The 17,665-nt window shown below is 41.6% G+C and carries 14 protein-coding genes and 2 pseudogenes; 9 read left to right on the top strand and 7 right to left on the bottom strand.

What is annotated here, in order from left to right; translation table 11 throughout:
- Positions 1–26 precede the first annotated feature (26 nt).
- Complete coding sequence (dut, locus tag JEY82_RS04365) at positions 27–500, bottom strand: dUTP diphosphatase (protein ID WP_304082968.1); 474 nt, start codon at positions 498–500, stop codon at positions 27–29.
- Positions 501–708: 208 nt separating this feature from the next.
- On the opposite strand from dut, the gene glgP reads away from it, so the two are divergent.
- The 9 genes and pseudogenes from glgP (at position 709) to JEY82_RS04315 (ending at position 12,148) form a co-directional block, all read left to right on the top strand.
- Positions 709–3,276: an alpha-glucan family phosphorylase gene (glgP, locus tag JEY82_RS04360; protein ID WP_304082965.1), complete on the top strand. Its 2,568-nt coding sequence runs from the start codon at positions 709–711 to the stop codon at positions 3,274–3,276.
- A gap of 13 nt (positions 3,277–3,289) precedes the next feature.
- On the top strand, positions 3,290–3,985 hold the full coding sequence (locus JEY82_RS04355) for a thermonuclease family protein (RefSeq protein WP_304082962.1): 696 nt from the start codon (positions 3,290–3,292) through the stop codon (positions 3,983–3,985).
- A gap of 15 nt (positions 3,986–4,000) precedes the next feature.
- Positions 4,001–4,201, top strand: a pseudogene (locus JEY82_RS04350) (4Fe-4S binding protein); the annotation flags it as partial.
- 354 nt (positions 4,202–4,555) lie between these two features.
- Positions 4,556–5,122, top strand: a pseudogene (locus JEY82_RS04345) (glutamate synthase-related protein); the annotation flags it as partial.
- A 9-nt stretch (positions 5,123–5,131) separates the two neighbouring features.
- Positions 5,132–6,409: a 4Fe-4S dicluster domain-containing protein gene (locus tag JEY82_RS19680; RefSeq protein ID WP_369681149.1), complete on the top strand. Its 1,278-nt coding sequence runs from the start codon at positions 5,132–5,134 to the stop codon at positions 6,407–6,409.
- A gap of 464 nt (positions 6,410–6,873) precedes the next feature.
- A complete protein-coding gene (gene yajC / locus JEY82_RS04330; protein WP_304082960.1) occupies positions 6,874–7,221 on the top strand; it encodes a preprotein translocase subunit YajC in 348 nt (115 codons plus the stop codon).
- 117 nt (positions 7,222–7,338) lie between these two features.
- Entirely contained in the window at positions 7,339–8,940 is a 1,602-nt protein-coding gene (gene secD / locus JEY82_RS04325; RefSeq protein ID WP_304082957.1) for a protein translocase subunit SecD, read from the top strand.
- Between the two features lie 13 nt (positions 8,941–8,953).
- The gene (gene secF / locus JEY82_RS04320; protein ID WP_304082954.1) at positions 8,954–10,027 is read left to right on the top strand and encodes a protein translocase subunit SecF; all 1,074 of its coding nucleotides are present in this window, start codon (positions 8,954–8,956) and stop codon (positions 10,025–10,027) included.
- 393 nt (positions 10,028–10,420) lie between these two features.
- Positions 10,421–12,148: an aldehyde ferredoxin oxidoreductase family protein gene (locus JEY82_RS04315; protein WP_304082953.1), complete on the top strand. Its 1,728-nt coding sequence runs from the start codon at positions 10,421–10,423 to the stop codon at positions 12,146–12,148.
- Positions 12,149–12,235: 87 nt separating this feature from the next.
- On the opposite strand, the gene JEY82_RS04310 is transcribed toward JEY82_RS04315, so the two are convergent.
- The 6 genes from JEY82_RS04310 to JEY82_RS04285 form a co-directional block, all read right to left on the bottom strand.
- Positions 12,236–13,210: a 4Fe-4S binding protein gene (locus JEY82_RS04310; protein WP_304082951.1), complete on the bottom strand. Its 975-nt coding sequence runs from the start codon at positions 13,208–13,210 to the stop codon at positions 12,236–12,238.
- A 24-nt stretch (positions 13,211–13,234) separates the two neighbouring features.
- Positions 13,235–14,113: a dTDP-4-dehydrorhamnose reductase gene (gene rfbD, locus JEY82_RS04305; RefSeq protein ID WP_304082949.1), complete on the bottom strand. Its 879-nt coding sequence runs from the start codon at positions 14,111–14,113 to the stop codon at positions 13,235–13,237.
- A complete protein-coding gene (gene rfbB, locus JEY82_RS04300; protein WP_304082947.1) occupies positions 14,110–15,132 on the bottom strand; it encodes a dTDP-glucose 4,6-dehydratase in 1,023 nt (340 codons plus the stop codon). Before rfbB ends, rfbD begins: the two co-directional genes overlap by 4 nt.
- A 154-nt stretch (positions 15,133–15,286) precedes the next feature.
- On the bottom strand, positions 15,287–15,754 hold the full coding sequence (locus tag JEY82_RS04295) for a tRNA (cytidine(34)-2'-O)-methyltransferase (RefSeq protein WP_304082944.1): 468 nt from the start codon (positions 15,752–15,754) through the stop codon (positions 15,287–15,289).
- Between the two features lie 467 nt (positions 15,755–16,221).
- Positions 16,222–16,602: a Rid family detoxifying hydrolase gene (locus JEY82_RS04290; protein WP_304082943.1), complete on the bottom strand. Its 381-nt coding sequence runs from the start codon at positions 16,600–16,602 to the stop codon at positions 16,222–16,224.
- Positions 16,603–16,605: 3 nt separating this feature from the next.
- A complete protein-coding gene (locus tag JEY82_RS04285) occupies positions 16,606–17,604 on the bottom strand; it encodes a nucleoside recognition domain-containing protein (protein ID WP_304082941.1) in 999 nt (332 codons plus the stop codon).
- Positions 17,605–17,665 lie beyond the last annotated feature (61 nt).

The raw sequence follows: 17,665 nt of genomic DNA, 5'->3' as shown, positions 1-17,665 counted from the left end.
TTTCACTTATATTTACTGAGAGGTTATTATTTCTTACCAGTATGACCGAATCCGCCGGAGCCGCGCTCAGTTGAGGACAGTTCTTCACAGGGGATAATCGACGCGTGATAATAGGGCATAAAAACTAATTGTGCTATGCGCTGCCCGCGCTCAATTCGTCGCTTTTCGCCGGAGGTATTCAGGAGCGAAACTTTAATCTCTCCGCGGTAGTCCGGATCAATAACCCCGACACCCTGACTGACGGTAAGGCCATCCTTTGTTCCCAGTCCGCTTCGTGAATACACGAAGCCGGCAATACCCTTGGCTGTAATTTCAATCGCAATTCCGGCAGGAAACGGGTATCTTTCACCGGGATTTATTTCTATAAAGTCGTTGTCTATACAGGCGCGCAGATCAATTCCGGCAGAATTTGGAGTTGAATAATCCATGCCGCTTTTTCTGGCTATCTCATTAAGGTATTTCACCTTTACATCTATGAGGTGTGTGCTTGAGGTCGTCATAAATCTTATCCTTTTAGAAATATTTCAATCACGGAGAATGCTCCTACATGTTGTGGGTGTCAACTTTCTACATAAAATTATTATTATTAAACTGTCTTGAAAAAAACATCTGAATAAGGCAAATAATAAATATAAGTGTAAAACGTTAGGCTTTTCTGATAGATTAATTTTATTACAGTCAAAATTGTATATTACTAAGGAGATACATATGCAGCCGCTTCGCGTATACAGTGTTGTCCCTCGTTTGCCTAAGCAGTTGGAAAAATTGTGGGACTTAGCATATAATTTTTTGTTTGTTTGGAATAACGATATTTCCAGCATTTTTTCTTCAATTGATCAGGTTCTATGGAGGGATTGCCAGCAAAACCCCGTTGCGTTTTTGAACAACATGCCTCAAAAACAGCTGGAAGAGCTTGCAACTGATGTTTTTTTTATTCAACGTCTTAATGAAGCCGTGAGGATACAGAGCAAATATCTTTCCAGAGTAAGCTGTTCATATAAATTTGAGGGAGCAAAACAGGGAGAACCCGTCGTTGCTTATTTCAGTCTTGAATATGGAATTGGTCTGAGTTTACCGATTTATTCTGGAGGACTTGGTATTCTAGCCGGTGATCATCTTAAGTCCTCAAGTGATTTAAATATTCCACTTGTGGGCATAGGTCTGTGTTATCAGCATGGGTATTTTCGTCAGTATATGACTCAGGACGGTTGGCAGCAGGAACGTTATCCCAGTCATGACTTTGAAGAAATGCCGATTAAGCCTGCTAAGAATGAGAAAGGTGAAGATCTTAAATTTACTCTGGAAATGAAAGGTGAGCCGCTTCATGTAAAGATTTGGAAAGTCGATGCCGGGCGTGTTACATTATATCTTCTTGATACCAATATTTCAGAGAATACTGCTCAGTTTAAAGCTATCACAGCCCGTCTTTACGGAGGCAATCTCGAAATGAGGCTGTGGCAGGAAATTCTTCTCGGTGTGGGTGGAGTTAAAGCTCTTGCCGCATTGGGACTTGAGCCTAGTGTAATTCATATGAACGAAGGGCATTCTGCTTTTGCCGGACTTGAGCGTATCAGAGTGTTTATGACCGATCACGGTTTGTCGTTTGAAGCTGCGATGGAAATGGTCGCGTCTTCAAGTATATTTACGACACATACTCCGGTTCCTGCGGGGAACGATCGCTTTCCGGCTGATTTGATGCGCCCGTATTTTGAACCTTACGCTCAGACTATGGGGCTGGCTTATAAAGTATTTCTGGCTCTCGGCAGGGAAGATCCCCGTGATGACAGTGAATTGTTCTGTATGACAGTCCTTGCACTTAAGCTTTCTCGTTTTAATAACGGAGTTTCCAAGCTTCACGGGCAGGTTTCCAGAAATATGTGGCAGAAAGTCTGGCCTCAGTATCCTGTTGAAGATGTTCCCATCGGGGCGATCACCAACGGTGTTCATATGCCTACTTGGGTCGCTAACGATATTTCTCTCCTTTTTGACCGCTACCTCGGCACGAACTGGCGTGAAGATCCGGATTGTGTTCGTACATGGAGACAGGTTGATAATATTCCTGATGCGGAGCTTTGGAGAACTCATGAGCGGTTAAGAGAACAGCTTGTGGACTTTGTTCGCAAAAGGCTTCGTAAACAATTGCTTAATATAGGTGCTCGCAGAAAAGAGATTGAACTTGCAGAGGAAGCGCTTGATCCAAGAGCTCTGACCATCGGTTTTGCTCGCAGATTTGCTACTTATAAGAGAGCAGGACTGTTGCTTAAGGATAAGGAAAGATTAGTTAAACTAATTTCTGATACCAGACATCCTGTTCAGTTTATTTTTGCAGGTAAGGCACATCCTCAGGATAATGAAGGTAAGAAATTGATTCAGGAACTGATTCAGTTTTGCCGTCGTGAAGAATGCCGTATGAGTATGGTTTTTCTCGAAGATTATGACATGAAGATGGCTAATTATCTTGTTCAGGGCTGTGATGTCTGGCTCAATACTCCCCGACGTCCTCTTGAAGCTTGTGGAACAAGCGGTATGAAAGCAATGGCTAATGGTGTGTTGCAGTTCAGTACTCCTGACGGCTGGTGGGACGAAGCTTATTTGTCAGATAACAGTCTCGGGTGGGCAATTGGCAGACGCGAAGATTATAACGATCATGAGTATCAAGATTTTGTTGAAAGTCAGACACTTTATAAGGTGCTGGAGAATGACATTATCCCGGATTTTTATGATCGCGGACATGGAAGTCTTCCAAGAAGCTGGGTAACGAAGGTGAAAGCCGCTCTGTGCAAACTCGGACCTGAGTTCAATGCGAACCGTATGGTTGAAGATTACACCGAAAAGGCGTATCTTCCTGCTTTTAATAATTATAAGACTATGGCGAAAGATGAGTTCAAGGGAGCTAAAGATTTAGCTGCCTGGAGAATGGAACTTATGACGAAGTGGTCCAGTCTTAAAATCAGAAATATTGTTTCTGAAGTGCATACGGATATATATGTTCAGGAACCGATTATTATCAGTGCCGAGGTTTTTCTTAACGGTTTAAATACTGAGGATGTTCAAGTAGAAATTTATGCAGGTCCAGTCAGTCAGGATCGGGAGTTTATAGGTCGTAAAACGATCGTAATGACTCCTGAGGAAAGTTTGGGCGCAGGCTGGCATCTCTATCAGGGAGAAGTGCTTCCTAATGAAGCCGGAAGGTTTGGTTATACTGTAAGAATTCTTCCTCACCATGAATTGCTGCTTGATCCGCATTCTCTTGGACTTATTCATTGGGCTCAATAAACAGGAAAATAATGTGCTGATTCGATTTTATAAAAATCATGATAAACAAAACGGGGCTGATAGAAGCTCCGTTTTGTTTTTTTGCGTCGTGGTATGTATCTGTCTCTTTTCCGCTTTGAATTGCGAGGCTTATGAAGGGAAAGTTAAGCATGTGATTGATGGGGACACGTTTGTTCTTGAAAATAATGAAATAATTCGTATTGCTTCCATTGATACTCCGGAAATAGGACGTGAGGGGAAGCCTGATCAGTATTACGCTAAAGAATCCTCTGAAATTCTTAAGGAGTTGCTTCTAAATAAAGTTGTAAGAGTTGAGCCTGTTAAGAAGGGAAAAGACAATTACGGAAGAACTATCGGATGGGTCTATCTGGATAATTATTTTGTGAATGAGATTATGGTCGAAAAGGGCGCGGCTTTTTTCTATTTTCACCCTTATAATGATTCTGTAAAGCAGGATTTATTATTACAGGCTCAAAGAAAAGCTATGTCGGAAGTAAAAGGTTTTTGGCGTAAAATTTCCAGTCTCAAAGATTTTAATATAAAATGGGTCGGAAATATGAGAAGCCGCAGATGTTTTCGTGTCGGCAGTAACTTTTCGGTTACGATTATGAATAGAAATAAAGTCCGGTTCAGCACTCTCGGTGAAGCTTTTATGGAAGGATATACTCCCGCAAGGGCTTCAAAGTTCTGGCCCAATGTCACCCAGTAGTTTTTTGAGGTTATTTTGCTTTTTCATAAATTAACCGATTTTTATCATGAATTTGTAATTGAGCGGGATAAGAATCTCTGTATTGATTGCGATGTTTGTATCCGGCAGTGTTCATATGGTGCTCATTTTAGAGATGCTGTTCGAAACATAGTCGATCATGACAGTAGTAAGTGTGTCGGCTGTCAGCGCTGTTCAGCTTTTTGTCCTGCCGGGGCTCTCGTAATTAAAAAGAAAGATTTATCTTCTTGTCAGAAGGAATTCGGGCAGGCGGCCTTTTTGCGCAATATTTATAAACAGGCTGAAACCGGCGAGGTTTTGTCGTCAGGTTTGGGTGCAAATGCAGTTGTCCCTTGTTATTGGGATAAGTTGCTGCTTGATACTTGTTTACCAGATAATTTTTTAAATGATCTTTCTTTGTCCACTCAGTTTGCAATTGTAAATTCTATTTTATTCAGCACTAGATCATCTAATCCAATTAATTCAAATCTGTTTGCTGCCATGAAAAGTGCCGCAGGAAAGCTCGGTATAGATTTTGATATTGCTGATAATCAACATGGTGAATTCGTTGTTGCGGGCCATAATGTCGCTGATATGGCCGTTGATGCAGTGCGGTCCGGGGCAGATATTGTTTTCATTGAGGCACAGCAATTCGGTAGAGGTCCGTTCGCTGCTAGGACACAGAATGCAGGCATGCCTATTGAACTTGCTATTGCCGTGGTAGATCAGAAGTTAAGAGACGAGGGATTGCGAGATAAAGTGTCAGTTGTCGCAGATGGTGAAATTCGTTGCAGCGCTGATGTTGTTAAAGCAATCGCTCTTGGGGCAAATGCTGTTTGTATCGGTAGTGTAGCAATGGCGGCTGTAGGGTGCACTTGTTGCGGTCAGTGTCATACTGGTAAATGTCCATGGGGAATCGCAACCACCGATCCAATTTTTTCCAAACGCCAGAACCCTGAAATTGCAGCCGAAAAACTTGTGAATCTTGTCAGCGCATGGAATTGTGAAATCAAGCTGATGTTAAGCGCGATGGGACTTCGTTCACTTGATGAGTTGCGTGGAAATAGAGACAAGCTCAGAGCTGTGGGATTATCTAATACAGAAATGACGATTTTTGGCGTCAAGCACTCAGGGCAATAGGAATCATTCGTGAAACGAGTATATCCAGATAAAGAATATTGCATAGGGTGCAAACTGTGTGAGCTTGCGTGCCTTACCGTTCATTCAAAAACTAAAGATTTGATTCTTGCTTATACCGAAGAGCGGATCGCCGGGCTTGTCTCCTCAATACAAGTTGTTGAAAAAAACGGAACATGTGTTGCGCTCAGTTGCAGATATTGCGATGAACCTGCTTGTGTTGCCGTATGTGCTGCCGGGGCATTGTCAAAGAATCGTGATTCGGGCGTGGTTGAGTATAACCCTGAAAAGTGCGTGGGATGCTGGTCGTGTATTGTAAGTTGTTCCTACGGGGCAATACAGCGCAATAAACTTACGAATAAGATTATCAAATGCGACTTGTGTTCCGGTAGAGATGAAGGTCCGGCCTGCGTGCAGGTGTGTCCGAATCGCGCTTTAAAATTTTATGAAAGTCATCCGGCCTCGGTAGAATTGTACTCTTCTATTTCTTCGAATATTGAAAGAGAAGAAATAAACAACGTTTTAAATGATATTCATGAGCTTCTTAAAATTTCAAAAGATATTAAACGGGCAGTAGTCATCGGCGGAGATGTTGGCGGATTAAAAATTTCAGAAAGCCTGTTTAATCTGGGTCTTGAAGTTGCTATTGTCGAAGAAGGGGAACGAATTCTTTCCCGGAGTTTTGATCAAAAAGCTTCTGACATCATGTCTCGCAGAATTGAGGAAGTTGGACTTCGTTTGAAATGCGACGTTTCGGTTGATGAGATAATTGGGGGCAAAGACGGCAGTGTGAGAGGTGTCCTTTTCTCGGATAAGTCCTTTCTTGAGGCAGGCTTGATTGTCATTGATGATAATGTTCTCTCAAATCTGGATTTTACTCGTAAAATTGGTGCAGAGGTCCGGGCAAGACTCATTGTTAGCCATTTTACGCAAGGCAATGAAATTGGAGATATGCCTGGTTATCCTGAAAATATCTTAATGAATTCATTTATTTTTTGTGGGATGCCAATGGCTTCTGTCGGTGAGTTTTTTGTGCCGGATAACAATCCCGGTTATGATGTTCATTCTTTTTATGATGAAATTAAGCAGGTTTATCGCAAGCTCGTTTTTAAAGAATCCAGGCTCGCAGGCTATGTTCTGGTCGGAGATATTGATCTTGCGGGTATATTTACTTCATTTATAAAGTTTAAATGTAAATTGGATGCTGAAACTAAAAACAAGCTGTGTGAAGGCAGTCCCGATATTCTAATGTGGCCGGAGGAGCTTTTTATTAAAGAGTGGAATCCTTAAAAAAGCTAGATAACAAGCAAAAAAACCTTTACACCCTATTACGAACCACTTAGGCAAGTGCAAGCTTTAATGGCCTGTTTACTATTTACGTTCGTTGCGATGTCGGTTATCGAGTATATATTCATATTAAGTAGTGTATGGATCTGTTGTCAATAATCGTAACAAGTTGATAAATAGAAGTTTTTTGTGGTTTAGGTAGCTGTTTTACTTATAGGTGTGTTTTCTGCTAAACCAGTTACTTCCGGCGCACATATGTTTTTTATTTTTAACAGTGCGTTTGAAACTTATATTTCGGTAAATCCTGTTAATGATGGCTATCTCGGTGTATCCGCGGTGTTATCAAGGATTAATTTGAGGAAATCGGTGTGAGCGTTGGTCGCTTTCACCGCCCTTACGGGAACATGTATGTTCCCGCGTAATAGGCGGATTATTTATCTCGTACACAGTCTTTTCAGGAGGACATGATGTTTTTTGACAATATCGCACACGCGATGGGTTCTTTCGGAGGAGGGCAGGGACAGGCTGGACCAGCTGGTGCTCTCGGCTCCTTTCTGCCTCTCATTCTTATGTTTGCAATTTTTTATTTCTTGCTTATCAGACCGCAGCAGAAAAAGGCTAAGCAGCATAAAGCAATGCTTGCAGGTCTCCAGAAGGGTGATCGCATCCTGACTGGCGGCGGACTCTACGGCAGAATTGTTGCTGTTAGTGGTGATGAATTGACTGTTGAACTTGCTGAAGGGTTTCAGGTTAAAGTTGACAGAGGATACGTCGCCGGTTTGGCAATCACTGCTAAGGAAGAAAAAGGTAAATAAGCCTTTTTGTAATGCAGCCTTGCAAAGGCAAGTCACCTTGTTCGGTTCGTTCCGGCGGTGCTTGCCTTTTTAAGTGTGTCGTAACATTTCCTATTTGGATTTATAAAGGGAGAGGAGATGAACGGGAGTCTTCGTTGGAGAATTGCTCTGACTCTGTTGGTGATTGTGCTTGGAGGTCTTTACCTTCTGCCTACAATGCCTGCGGTTCAGAATTCGGCCATGGCTCGTTTCCTGCCGAATGACAAAATCAGTTTAGGCCTTGACCTCAAGGGTGGTATCCATCTGACCCTAGGGGTAGATATGGATAAAGCTATGGACAATACTCTTTCCCGCCTCGGTGACGACCTTAGAGCCGTTGCCAGAGAAGAGGGAATGATTGTTCTACAGCCCCATGTGCTTGCAGGCGAAAAAATTGAAGCTGTTTTGCTCAAAAAAGAGCAGCGGGAAAAATTGGAATCTTTGGTTAAAAAAGATTTCAATAACTTGAGTGTCGTCAGCACGGTTGTAAAACCTGACGGCAAAGTCACTTACATCTTTGCTCCAACTTCGGAATTTAAGAAGTATCTAACTAAGCTCACAATGGATCAGGCTATTAAAACTATCCGCAACCGTATTGACCAGTTCGGTGTTGCAGAGCCTGACATCCGTAAGCAGCAAGGAAATCGTATTCAGATTCAGCTGCCCGGTATGCAGGACCCTGAGAGAGCTATCAAAATTATCGGTAAAACAGCTCATCTTGAATTCAAGCTTGTTGATGATACTGCTGATATTGAAAAAGCCGCTAAAGGTATTGTTGCTCCAGGCCGCGAAGTGACTGTTATCAGACACAGACTGCCTGACGGTTCTTATATTGAAAAACCGATTGTTCTTAAAAAAGAAGCAATGCTTACCGGTGAATTTATTAATGATGCGCAGACTCGTTTCGACCAGTTCAATAAACCTTACGTAACTCTCAGTTTTAATAACAGAGGGGCAAGGATCTTTGAACGTATTACAGGCGAGAATATTAAAAAGCGCATGGCGATTGTACTTGACGGTAAGGTTTATTCCGCTCCTACTATTCAGGATCGTATCAGCGGCGGTAAAGCAAGTATTACCGGAAGTTATTCTACTGATGAAGCGCATGACCTCGCTATAGTGCTCAGAGCCGGATCACTTCCTGCTCCGGTTAATATTCTGGAACAAAGAACAGTCGGACCTTCTCTTGGACAGGAGTCTATTGATAAGGGCATAACCGCTGCAGTTGTAGGTAGTATTCTTGTACTGATTTTCATGCTTGTATACTACAGCTTTGCAGGACTTGTTGCGGACGTCGTACTTGTTCTTAATGTTATCCTGATTCTTGCCGGACTGGCTGCTTTCGGAGCTACTCTGACTCTTCCGGGTATAGCAGGTATTATTCTTACCATCGGTATGGCTGTTGATGCGAATGTAATCATCTTTGAACGCATTCGTGAGGAATTAAGAAGAGGGCTTACAGCAAAAGCTGCAATCGTCGAAGGTTACAGCAGAGCAACTCTCACTATTCTTGATGCCAATATCACAACTGTGATTGCAGCTATTATTCTTTACCAATTCGGTACCGGGCCGATCCGGGGATTTGCGGTAACACTGACTCTTGGTATTCTTACCTCGATGTTTACTGCAATTTTTGTCACCCGCATCATGTTCGATCTTTACACCTCCAAGCGTGCCGCTGATGCGCCGCTGAGCATTTAGGGAGAGTGAATACATGGGATTGCAAATAATTAAACCCGATACTCATATTGATTTTATCGGATTCAAACGTAAAGCATTCATGATTTCCGCTATTTTGATTCTGCTTGGACTATGCTCCTTGGTAATAAAGGGCGGCCCCAAGTACGGTATCGACTTTGCCGGCGGTATTGTAGTTCAGGTTAAGTTTGATAAGTTTGTTGAAGTTAAAGAAGTTAAAAATGCCCTTAAAGGCACAGAACTTCCAGGGCTTGTAGTTCAAAGCTTCGGGCATGCTGATGATAATGAAATTCTCATCAGAACCTCTACTTCAACAGTAACTTCTCAGGATATTCGCGAAAGAATTAATAGCGAGTTTAAAACGAATCTGAAAGGTACTCAATTTGAGATTCAACGTCTTGAGATGGTCGGTCCCAAAGTTGGTGCCGATTTAAGAACTAAGGCGATTGAAGCTCTTTATTTTGCGGTACTTCTGATTGCAATTTATATCTCAGGACGTTTTGAGAAACGTTGGTTTGCAGCGGCTATTATGGCTGGTGGACTCTTCGGCGGAATCAGCGTCCTGGAACTGGCGGGAATGTCTACTTCTGTACTCATTTTTGCCGCATTGATAATTACTGTGGGATTATGCTGGTACTTGAAGCTTAATTATGCACTAGGGGCAATTGTCGCCCTTATTCATGATGTGCTTATAACTGTCGGGATATTCTCATTAATGGGTAAAGAATTTGATCTTACCATTATAGCCGCTTTGTTGACTATTATCGGTTATTCACTGAACGATACTATCATTGTTTTTGACCGCATCCGTGAAAATATTCATGGTAAAGTGGGCAAGACCTTTGCAGATACTATCAATATTAGTATTAACCAGACACTCAGCAGAACAATTCTGACTTCAGGCACAACATTGCTTGTTGTTATTGCTTTGTTTGTTCTTGGCGGCGGAGTTATTCATGACTTTGCTCTAGCACTGTTAATAGGTGTTGGTGTCGGTACTTATTCATCAATCTTTGTTGCAAGCCCGATTCTTCTTGGAGTTGGAGCCAGCAAAACAGATGAAGATATCGCAGAAGCTGACGCTGCATAATCGTTAACTCCTTAGATTCTGCTTTGATAAGCGGGGATGGTTGCAAAACCATCCCCGCTTTTTTTTGTTTAATAAATGTTTGTAACATTGATATTGTGAATGTTTTACTGTCAAAATTTAATTTTGATCATAAATCTGTAGTAGTGATGTTAAAAATTGATATTAATGTATGTTGTTTTTCTTTTTAGTTTTTGTTTTACATGAAATTTCTTTATTAATTTTTATTATGTCTTAAAAGATATAATAAAATATCAGTTGTGCTTGAAAAGATATAATTTAATTGTTTTGACAACTGACGCTACACATATATAATTATTTTGCTTATTAATTGATTATTACCTTTTATCATTAAGAGAAGGTTGGTTGGAATTAACTTTAATTTAAGGGGGTCATATGCCCAGAATCCTTAGAATCAATACTCGTACTAAAGAATTTAATTTTGAAGAACTTGGCGAATACGCTGGACTTGGTGGTCGCGGACTTACTTCTAGACTTGTAAATAAAGAAGTTCCAGCTGACAGCCATCCGCTTTCCGCATCAAATAAATTGGTTTTTGCTGCTGGCATCCTTGCTCATTCCGGTGCAGCTAACTCCGGCAGACTTTCCTGCGGAGCCAAATCTCCTCTGACTGGTGGTATTAAAGAAAGTAACTCCGGTGGTCAGTTTGCTCAGGTTTTGCCTAAGCTTGATATTCTGGCAATTGTTTTTGAAGATAAACCAGCTCAAGATGCACCGTTTTCAATTCTTGAAATTTACGCTGACAAAGTTGTGTTCAAAGACGCTTCAGCCATAGTTGGAAAAGATAACTACCCAGCACATGAAGAATTAAAAAAAGTGTATGGCGAAAAGGCTGTGACTGCTTTGGCTGGACCTGCCGGTGAACAGTGTCTTACAGCTTCAACCATTCAGTTCTCTGACCCGCATAATCATCCAGCCAGATCTGCCGGACGTGGTGGTCTGGGTGCAGTTATGGGCTCTAAAAAGATCAAGGCTGTTGTTCTTGATCCTGCAGCTTCAGGCCGAGGTAAAGCCGTTGATCAAGATAAGTTTAAGGTAGCTCGTAAACGCTGGACTGAAATTCTGACAGGTCATCCAGTAACAGGTGAAGGCCTTGCTGCATATGGTACTTGTATTCTCGTTAATATCATTAACGAAGCAGGCGCACTTCCTACAAAGAACTTCCGTAATGGTCGTTTTGACGATGTTGCTGAAATTTCAGGTGAAAAAATTGCTGAAATTATTGAATCCCGTAACGGTAAGACAAAAGAAGGCTGTCATACCGGTTGTGTTATTCAGTGTTCACAGCGTTACAACGATAAAAATGGTGATTACCTGACTTCAGGTTTTGAATATGAAACAGTCTGGGGCTTCGGTGCTAACTGTTTAGTTAAAGATATTGATGTCATCGCGACTATGGACCGTGTTTGTGACGAAAAGGGTATTGATACCATTGAAATGGGTTGTACCATGGGCGTTGCAATGGATGGTGGCATTCTAGAATGGGGTGATGGCGAAGCCGCTCTTGCGCTCCTTAGAAAGGTCGGTACTGCTGATCCTATGGGACGCATTATCGGTAACGGAACTGTTTTCGCAGGTAAGGCTTTCGGAGTTGACCGTATTCCTACCGTTAAAGGACAGAGTCTTCCAGCTTACGATCCTCGCTCAGTAAAAGGTATCGGCGTTACTTATGCCACAACCCCTATGGGTGGTGACCATACTGCAGGATACGCAGTTGCTACCAATATCCTTAAAATCGGTGGCGATATTGATCCTCTTTCCAGAGAAGGTCAGATTGAGCTTTCCAAGAATCTCCAGATTGCTACTGCGGCAATTGATGCTTTAGGACTTTGCCTCTTTGTTGCCTTTGCAGTTCTTGATACAGAAGATGCTGTTCAGTGTATCTGTGACATGGTTTCAGCTTCTCACGGTATTGAGTTTACTACTGATGACTTTATTGCTTTGGGTGTAAACACTCTTAAAAACGAGCTTGAATTCAACGCTAACGCAGGATTCACAAAGTTTGACGATCAGCTTCCTCGCTTCTTCAGCGAAGAAACTCTTGAGCCACACAACACTATCTGGGATTACTCAGTAGAAGAACTTCAGGCTGCTAAAGTTTAAAGTTCCTTCAAATTAATGTATTTAAAACCCCCTCAGAGAATTTCTCTGAGGGGGTTTTCTTTGTTCTGTCATATGAGCGAAATATATTTACATGTTTAAATAATATCCGCGAAGCATTTCAAATGGCATCGGAGAATTCCAATGATTGGTGAAGACTGCTGTCGCGTAGTATAGCATAAGTATAAATAAGCTTCCAATTGCTATGGTCCCCCAAGGGATTCTTTTACGACTCAGTCTGTCCGTCAGGTTTAGACAATCAGGCACAGGGCAACTTCCGATGCACTGTGTGCATCCTACGCATTCAGCGGAGTTAACGGTTGTCATTGTATCAACTTGAATTCCACCCGGACATACTTTTGTGCATTTTCCGCAATCTATACATAAATCCTGATCTCTTTTTACTGCAACCGGAGAGAGCTTAGAAAGTATTCCAAGCAGAGCTCCGTATGGGCATAAAAAACGGCACCAGAAGTAGGGTATAAAAATACTGAGCAGAACAATTGCCGCTATGCTGATGGAAGGGATTAATCCAAGATTAGTGAAAAAATTAAGCATCTTTGCTTCTGCTGTAAAATTATATCCTGAATGAATAAACGATGATATTTCTCTGGAACCCATTTTGAAAAAAATCGCATAAACAAAAAATGTCATGGCGATGTATTTGGGGAGCAGCAAAATAAATTCTAGTTTACCCTTAACTGTAATTGTGCGTTTTGTTTTTAACCCTAAGCGGTTCAGCAGGTTGCTTATGAAGCCCACTGGGCAAATGTATCCGCAAAAACCTTTACGAAGGATTAGCGACATAACTAGTACTGCAATAAAGATTGTCAGTCCCGCAGGGTGAACCTCGTCGTAAATACCTTCTGTAAGTAATTGCTTAAATGAAAGCAGGGCACTGATAGGTAGAAAGCCTTCGACAGCACCGGGTTTTGCAACGGCAATGCTGGAATTACCAATCATCCATTGATAGAAAAGGTAGAAACGATATCCTGTCCATACACAGAATATAGTCATCAGGCATTGGATAGAATTTCGCAATAAAGCGGGGGATATTTTAGGCATAAAAGTGGTCTTAGTCAGTTCTTTTTATAAGTCGTTATTAAGATCGTTGTAGAGATAGTCTCTCAGCGCCTGGACCCACGGGCGTGGATTTATTCCTGTTGTTTCGGTGAATTTTGATGTGTCGAGGACAGAGTAAGACGGTCTTGCGGCCTTTGTGGGATAGGAGCTTGATGGTACCGGGTTTACAAGACAGTTGATACCAGCGCAGTTGATGGCTTCTGTTGCCAGTTCGCACCAGCTTGCTTTGCCTGAGTTGACAATGTTGAATATGCCATTGGCATCACTTTTTAAAAGCGCAACTGTGTATTCAGAAAGATCGGGAGTATACGTCGGGGAGCCGGTTTGATCATGGACGATACTTAAAGAATCACGTTCGCGGGCAAATTTCAAAATTTTTTGAACGAAATTAGTTTTATAAGGTCCGAACAGCCATGCTGTTCTAATTATTAATATGTTTTCATAGCCGATAGCTAAAAGTTTTTCTTCACCGGCAAGTTTGGTTGCACCGTATACTGATTTTGGGTTTGTTTTGTCTTTTTCAGTGTACGGTGAGTCGTTTTTGCCATCAAAGACAAAATCTGTGCTGAAATGTATAAGCTTGGCGTTGTGTGTTTTTGCGATTCTACCGAGTATTACAGGGAGAGTTGTATTGAGGAGGTGAGCTTTGTTTTTATCATCTTCAGCCTGATCTACCATTGTATAGGCAATTGTATTGAATATGAAGTCAGGTTCTTCCCGTTCAAAAAAAGCTGTAAGAGACTGTTCCTCTAAGGGATCAAAGTCATTTCGCGAAAGCGGAATGGTTATAACTTCGTTTTTCTTTAGTGTTTCAGTTAGCGTTTGTCCTAAAAGACCTGTTCTACCGCCTAGTATAATAGCCTTTTTGCCTTTTAATTCAATCATTTTTGCTCTCCATACCATTCTGCCATAAAGTCCCGGTAAGATCCGCTTTTGACTTCTTCCAGCCACAGTTCATTATCTTGATACCACTGGATTGTTTTACGGATTCCTTCAGCAAAGGTGACACTTGGGCTGAACCCCAGTTCATTCTGGGCAACAGTGAAATCCATGGCATATCTTTGGTCATGTCCGGGTCTGTCCTTTACAAAAGTAATCGAAGATTCATCTTTTCCGAGTATTGAAAGAAGTTCGCGAACCAGTTCAAGATTGGTTTTTTCAGCAGCTCCGCCGAAATTGTATACCCGCCCCGGCTGACCCTTTAAAAGTGTCAGTTCAACGCCTGTGCAATGATCGTCTACATAAATCCAGTCCCTTATATTGGAACCATCTCCGTAAATGGGGAGTTGTTCGCCGGCAACGGCTTTTGTATACATCAGCGGGATTAATTTTTCCGGGAATTGATACGGCCCGTAATTATTCGAGCATCTTGTTATGGATATTGGAAAATTATATGTTTCAAAGTAAGCACGAGCCATAAGGTCTGCACCCGCTTTTGATGCGGAGTAGGGGCTGTTTGGAATCAGAGGATTGTCTTCAGTAAAAGCCGGCTCGTTTTTAGCTAGAGTTCCGTATACTTCATCTGTCGAGACGTGGACGAATTTTTCAAGCCCGGCCTGACGGGCACACTCCATCAGATTTTGCGCACCTTGAATATTGGTTGTTAAAAACGGAGCGGGATCATTTATGGATCTGTCTACATGAGATTCAGCAGCGAAATTGACTACACCTTCAATTTTATATTCTTCAATGATGTTCCTAACAAGGGTCTTGTCACAGATGTCACCATGAATGAAGCTGTAATTAGCATCAGCGTTATTTTCAATTGCGAGCAGATTCTTTCTGTTTCCGGCATAGGTAAGCTTGTCTAGATTGACGATCTTCCAGTCCGGGTGGCGTTCCTGCATCAGGTATATAAAATTGGTTCCGATAAAACCGCATCCGCCAGTAACAAGAAGTCTCATAAGTTCTCCGTCCAGATATTGATTTGGAACGACAATGTAACTCTTGCAGTCATGTTATGCAAGAAGCGAAGCCGTCCGGGAAAAAGGCATAAGGTCTTTATTTCAATTAATAAGTATTAAATCGGGATGTTGTATTTAATGAAGTTACTTAAGTTTATTCAAACAGTGTATCATCATTAAGACTTGCAAGGGCTTGATATAAAATGATTCCGGCTGAAGTTGAAAGGTTTAAACTTCTTATCTTTTTGTTTGTAGGGATATTTATAGCGTGCGTAATATCTTCAAACATCCACTCGGGCAAGCCTCGAGTCTCAGGTCCGAATACAAGGTGGTCGCCTGGTTTAAATTCAAAATTGAATAAAGGGGCCCCTCGTTTTGCACTTGTTGTTATCAGTCTGCCGATTTCAGTGTTATCCCTGAAATCCTGCCAGTTTTTCCATACAGAAAGTTTAACGTTCGGCCAGTAATCAAGGCCGGCACGCTTTAAGTGTTTATCTGATATTGAAAAGCCTAGCGGCTCAATAAGGTGCAGTTTAGTATCTGTGCCTGCGCAAAGTCTGGCGATATTGCCAGTGTTGGGTGGAATTTCAGGTTCAAAAAGAACTATACTGAAAGGGTTCATAAAACGTTTCCTCCTTTCTGGAAAGGAATCGTTATCAAGAGAAGCGAGCAAGGGCAATGTTTGTTTGCAGTATAATTTCAGAAAAGGTTTAAAATTTGTAATCGAGAAAATAACGCAAAAAAAAATGTCCGAAATAATCGCGGGAGGGAGGCGGAATCGCTTTAGTATAATTTATTCTTAAGCTGTTCGGTTCCACCGGAGCCTGCACTCGCATATTATCCAGAACATTTTTCTTTTCACAGTCAGCTGTGTAAAGGAAGATTCGTTTTTTAATGGCGTTAGCCTAATTTTTTTTGTTTGTTAATCTTCACTTATTTATCAGCTGTGCTGTTTAATTATACTTAGCATTAAGCGTGCCGAATATATTTTTTAATGCGTAAGTAACCTAAATAAAAGACCTCCTTATCTGTTAGTTTAATTAATAACAGAAAAGGAGGTCAAAGGTGTCAGGAAAACGACGCTAAATATTATACTGCAGCGATGCACTTAATTTCGACAATTCCGCCTTTGGGAAGAGCGCTGACTTCAATTGCGGCTCTGGCAGGTTTGTGATCTGTAAAATACTCTGAATATACTGAATTAAGTATTGCGAAGCCGGACATGTCCGTTAGAAAAATATCAACGGCGATTACTTTGTTCAGAGAACTGCCGCATGCTTCCAGAATTGCTTTCAGGTTTTCGAGAGCTTGTCTGGTCTGTGCTTCAAGTCCGTCTGATACGAATTCACCTGTTTGCGGGGAAAGGCCAAGCTGTCCACTGACATAAGCCTGTCCATTATACACGGTTGCCTGTGAGTAAGGGCCGATTGCTGCAGGTGCTTTTTCCGTATTAACGGTGGTTACATTCATTGCTTATCCCTTTTGTATGTTAAAGTTTTTTGGAATACTCCATAAATATTTATCACAGAATTTTTCAGGTAGAATTTTGGTTAACTGCACAAGTATTGCTACAACTACAATTGCGAAGATCAGTCTTCCCCAAAATAATCCTGAAATATGCCCACCAATCATCATTAATAGAAATGTATCTTCGACAACACTATGACATAGCCCCATCAGTGTTAGCGAATAGAAAACGTCTTTTTTGTCAATTTTACCCGATTTAGTCTCATGAATAATCATGCCGCCACCATATGAAAGGCCCATGGTAAGGCCTACAACTGTAAGGGCTGAAGCCTTTGGACCGATGCCCATCAATTTAAGCAACGGGCGCAGAAGGAAGTCAATGGCGGCAATAATTCTCAGTTTTGTGAGAACCTTCATTATTATCAGCAGTGAGAGAATAATCAGGAAGATAGAAATGAAATTTTTAATTTCTCCCAGAGCCCACATTGGTAAAGTTTTATCAATGACGGAAGAGTCTGATGTTAAAACGATGTGAGCCGGACTTTGTAAAAGGTCATAATAGCTGTAAATAAAATTAAGAAGCATACCTATTAGTAATGCTCCTGCGAATCTTATGACAGCCTGAAAAAATAATCTCGGGCCTGAGCTTTGTACAACTCTAAGTTCTATAGGCATAGAGTGCGCCACTAGAATCATTGTGCCGAGTATGGTGGCTTGTGCAGCTGAAAGAGGCGAGTCTTGAGCAAGGCTGAGAAATACGATGAGACCGCTGTAGATGTTGTTGATCATTGCTGTCGCCCATACAAGCCCCATCTCACTGGGAAGGCCGACAAGTTTCATTATCGGGGCAAGCGGTGCTGCAATATAGCCGATCAGATTCATTTCTTGAAGAATTTTTACAGCAATAACAACCGGAATCATTATTTTAAAAAGATTCAGTGAAATGTTTACAGCATTTTTAAGAATGTCGTAACTGGAAGTAAGAATTAATGATATTTTATTCATAATGGGGAGGGAGTGAAGGTCGGTCTTTTAAAAAAAATAGCCGGGTATCCTCTTAGAGTAT

The organism is Maridesulfovibrio ferrireducens (genome assembly GCF_016342405.1).
Classification (GTDB): Bacteria; Desulfobacterota; Desulfovibrionia; order Desulfovibrionales; family Desulfovibrionaceae; genus Maridesulfovibrio; species Maridesulfovibrio ferrireducens_A.
This window is presented reverse-complemented; position numbering and strand designations above follow the sequence as displayed.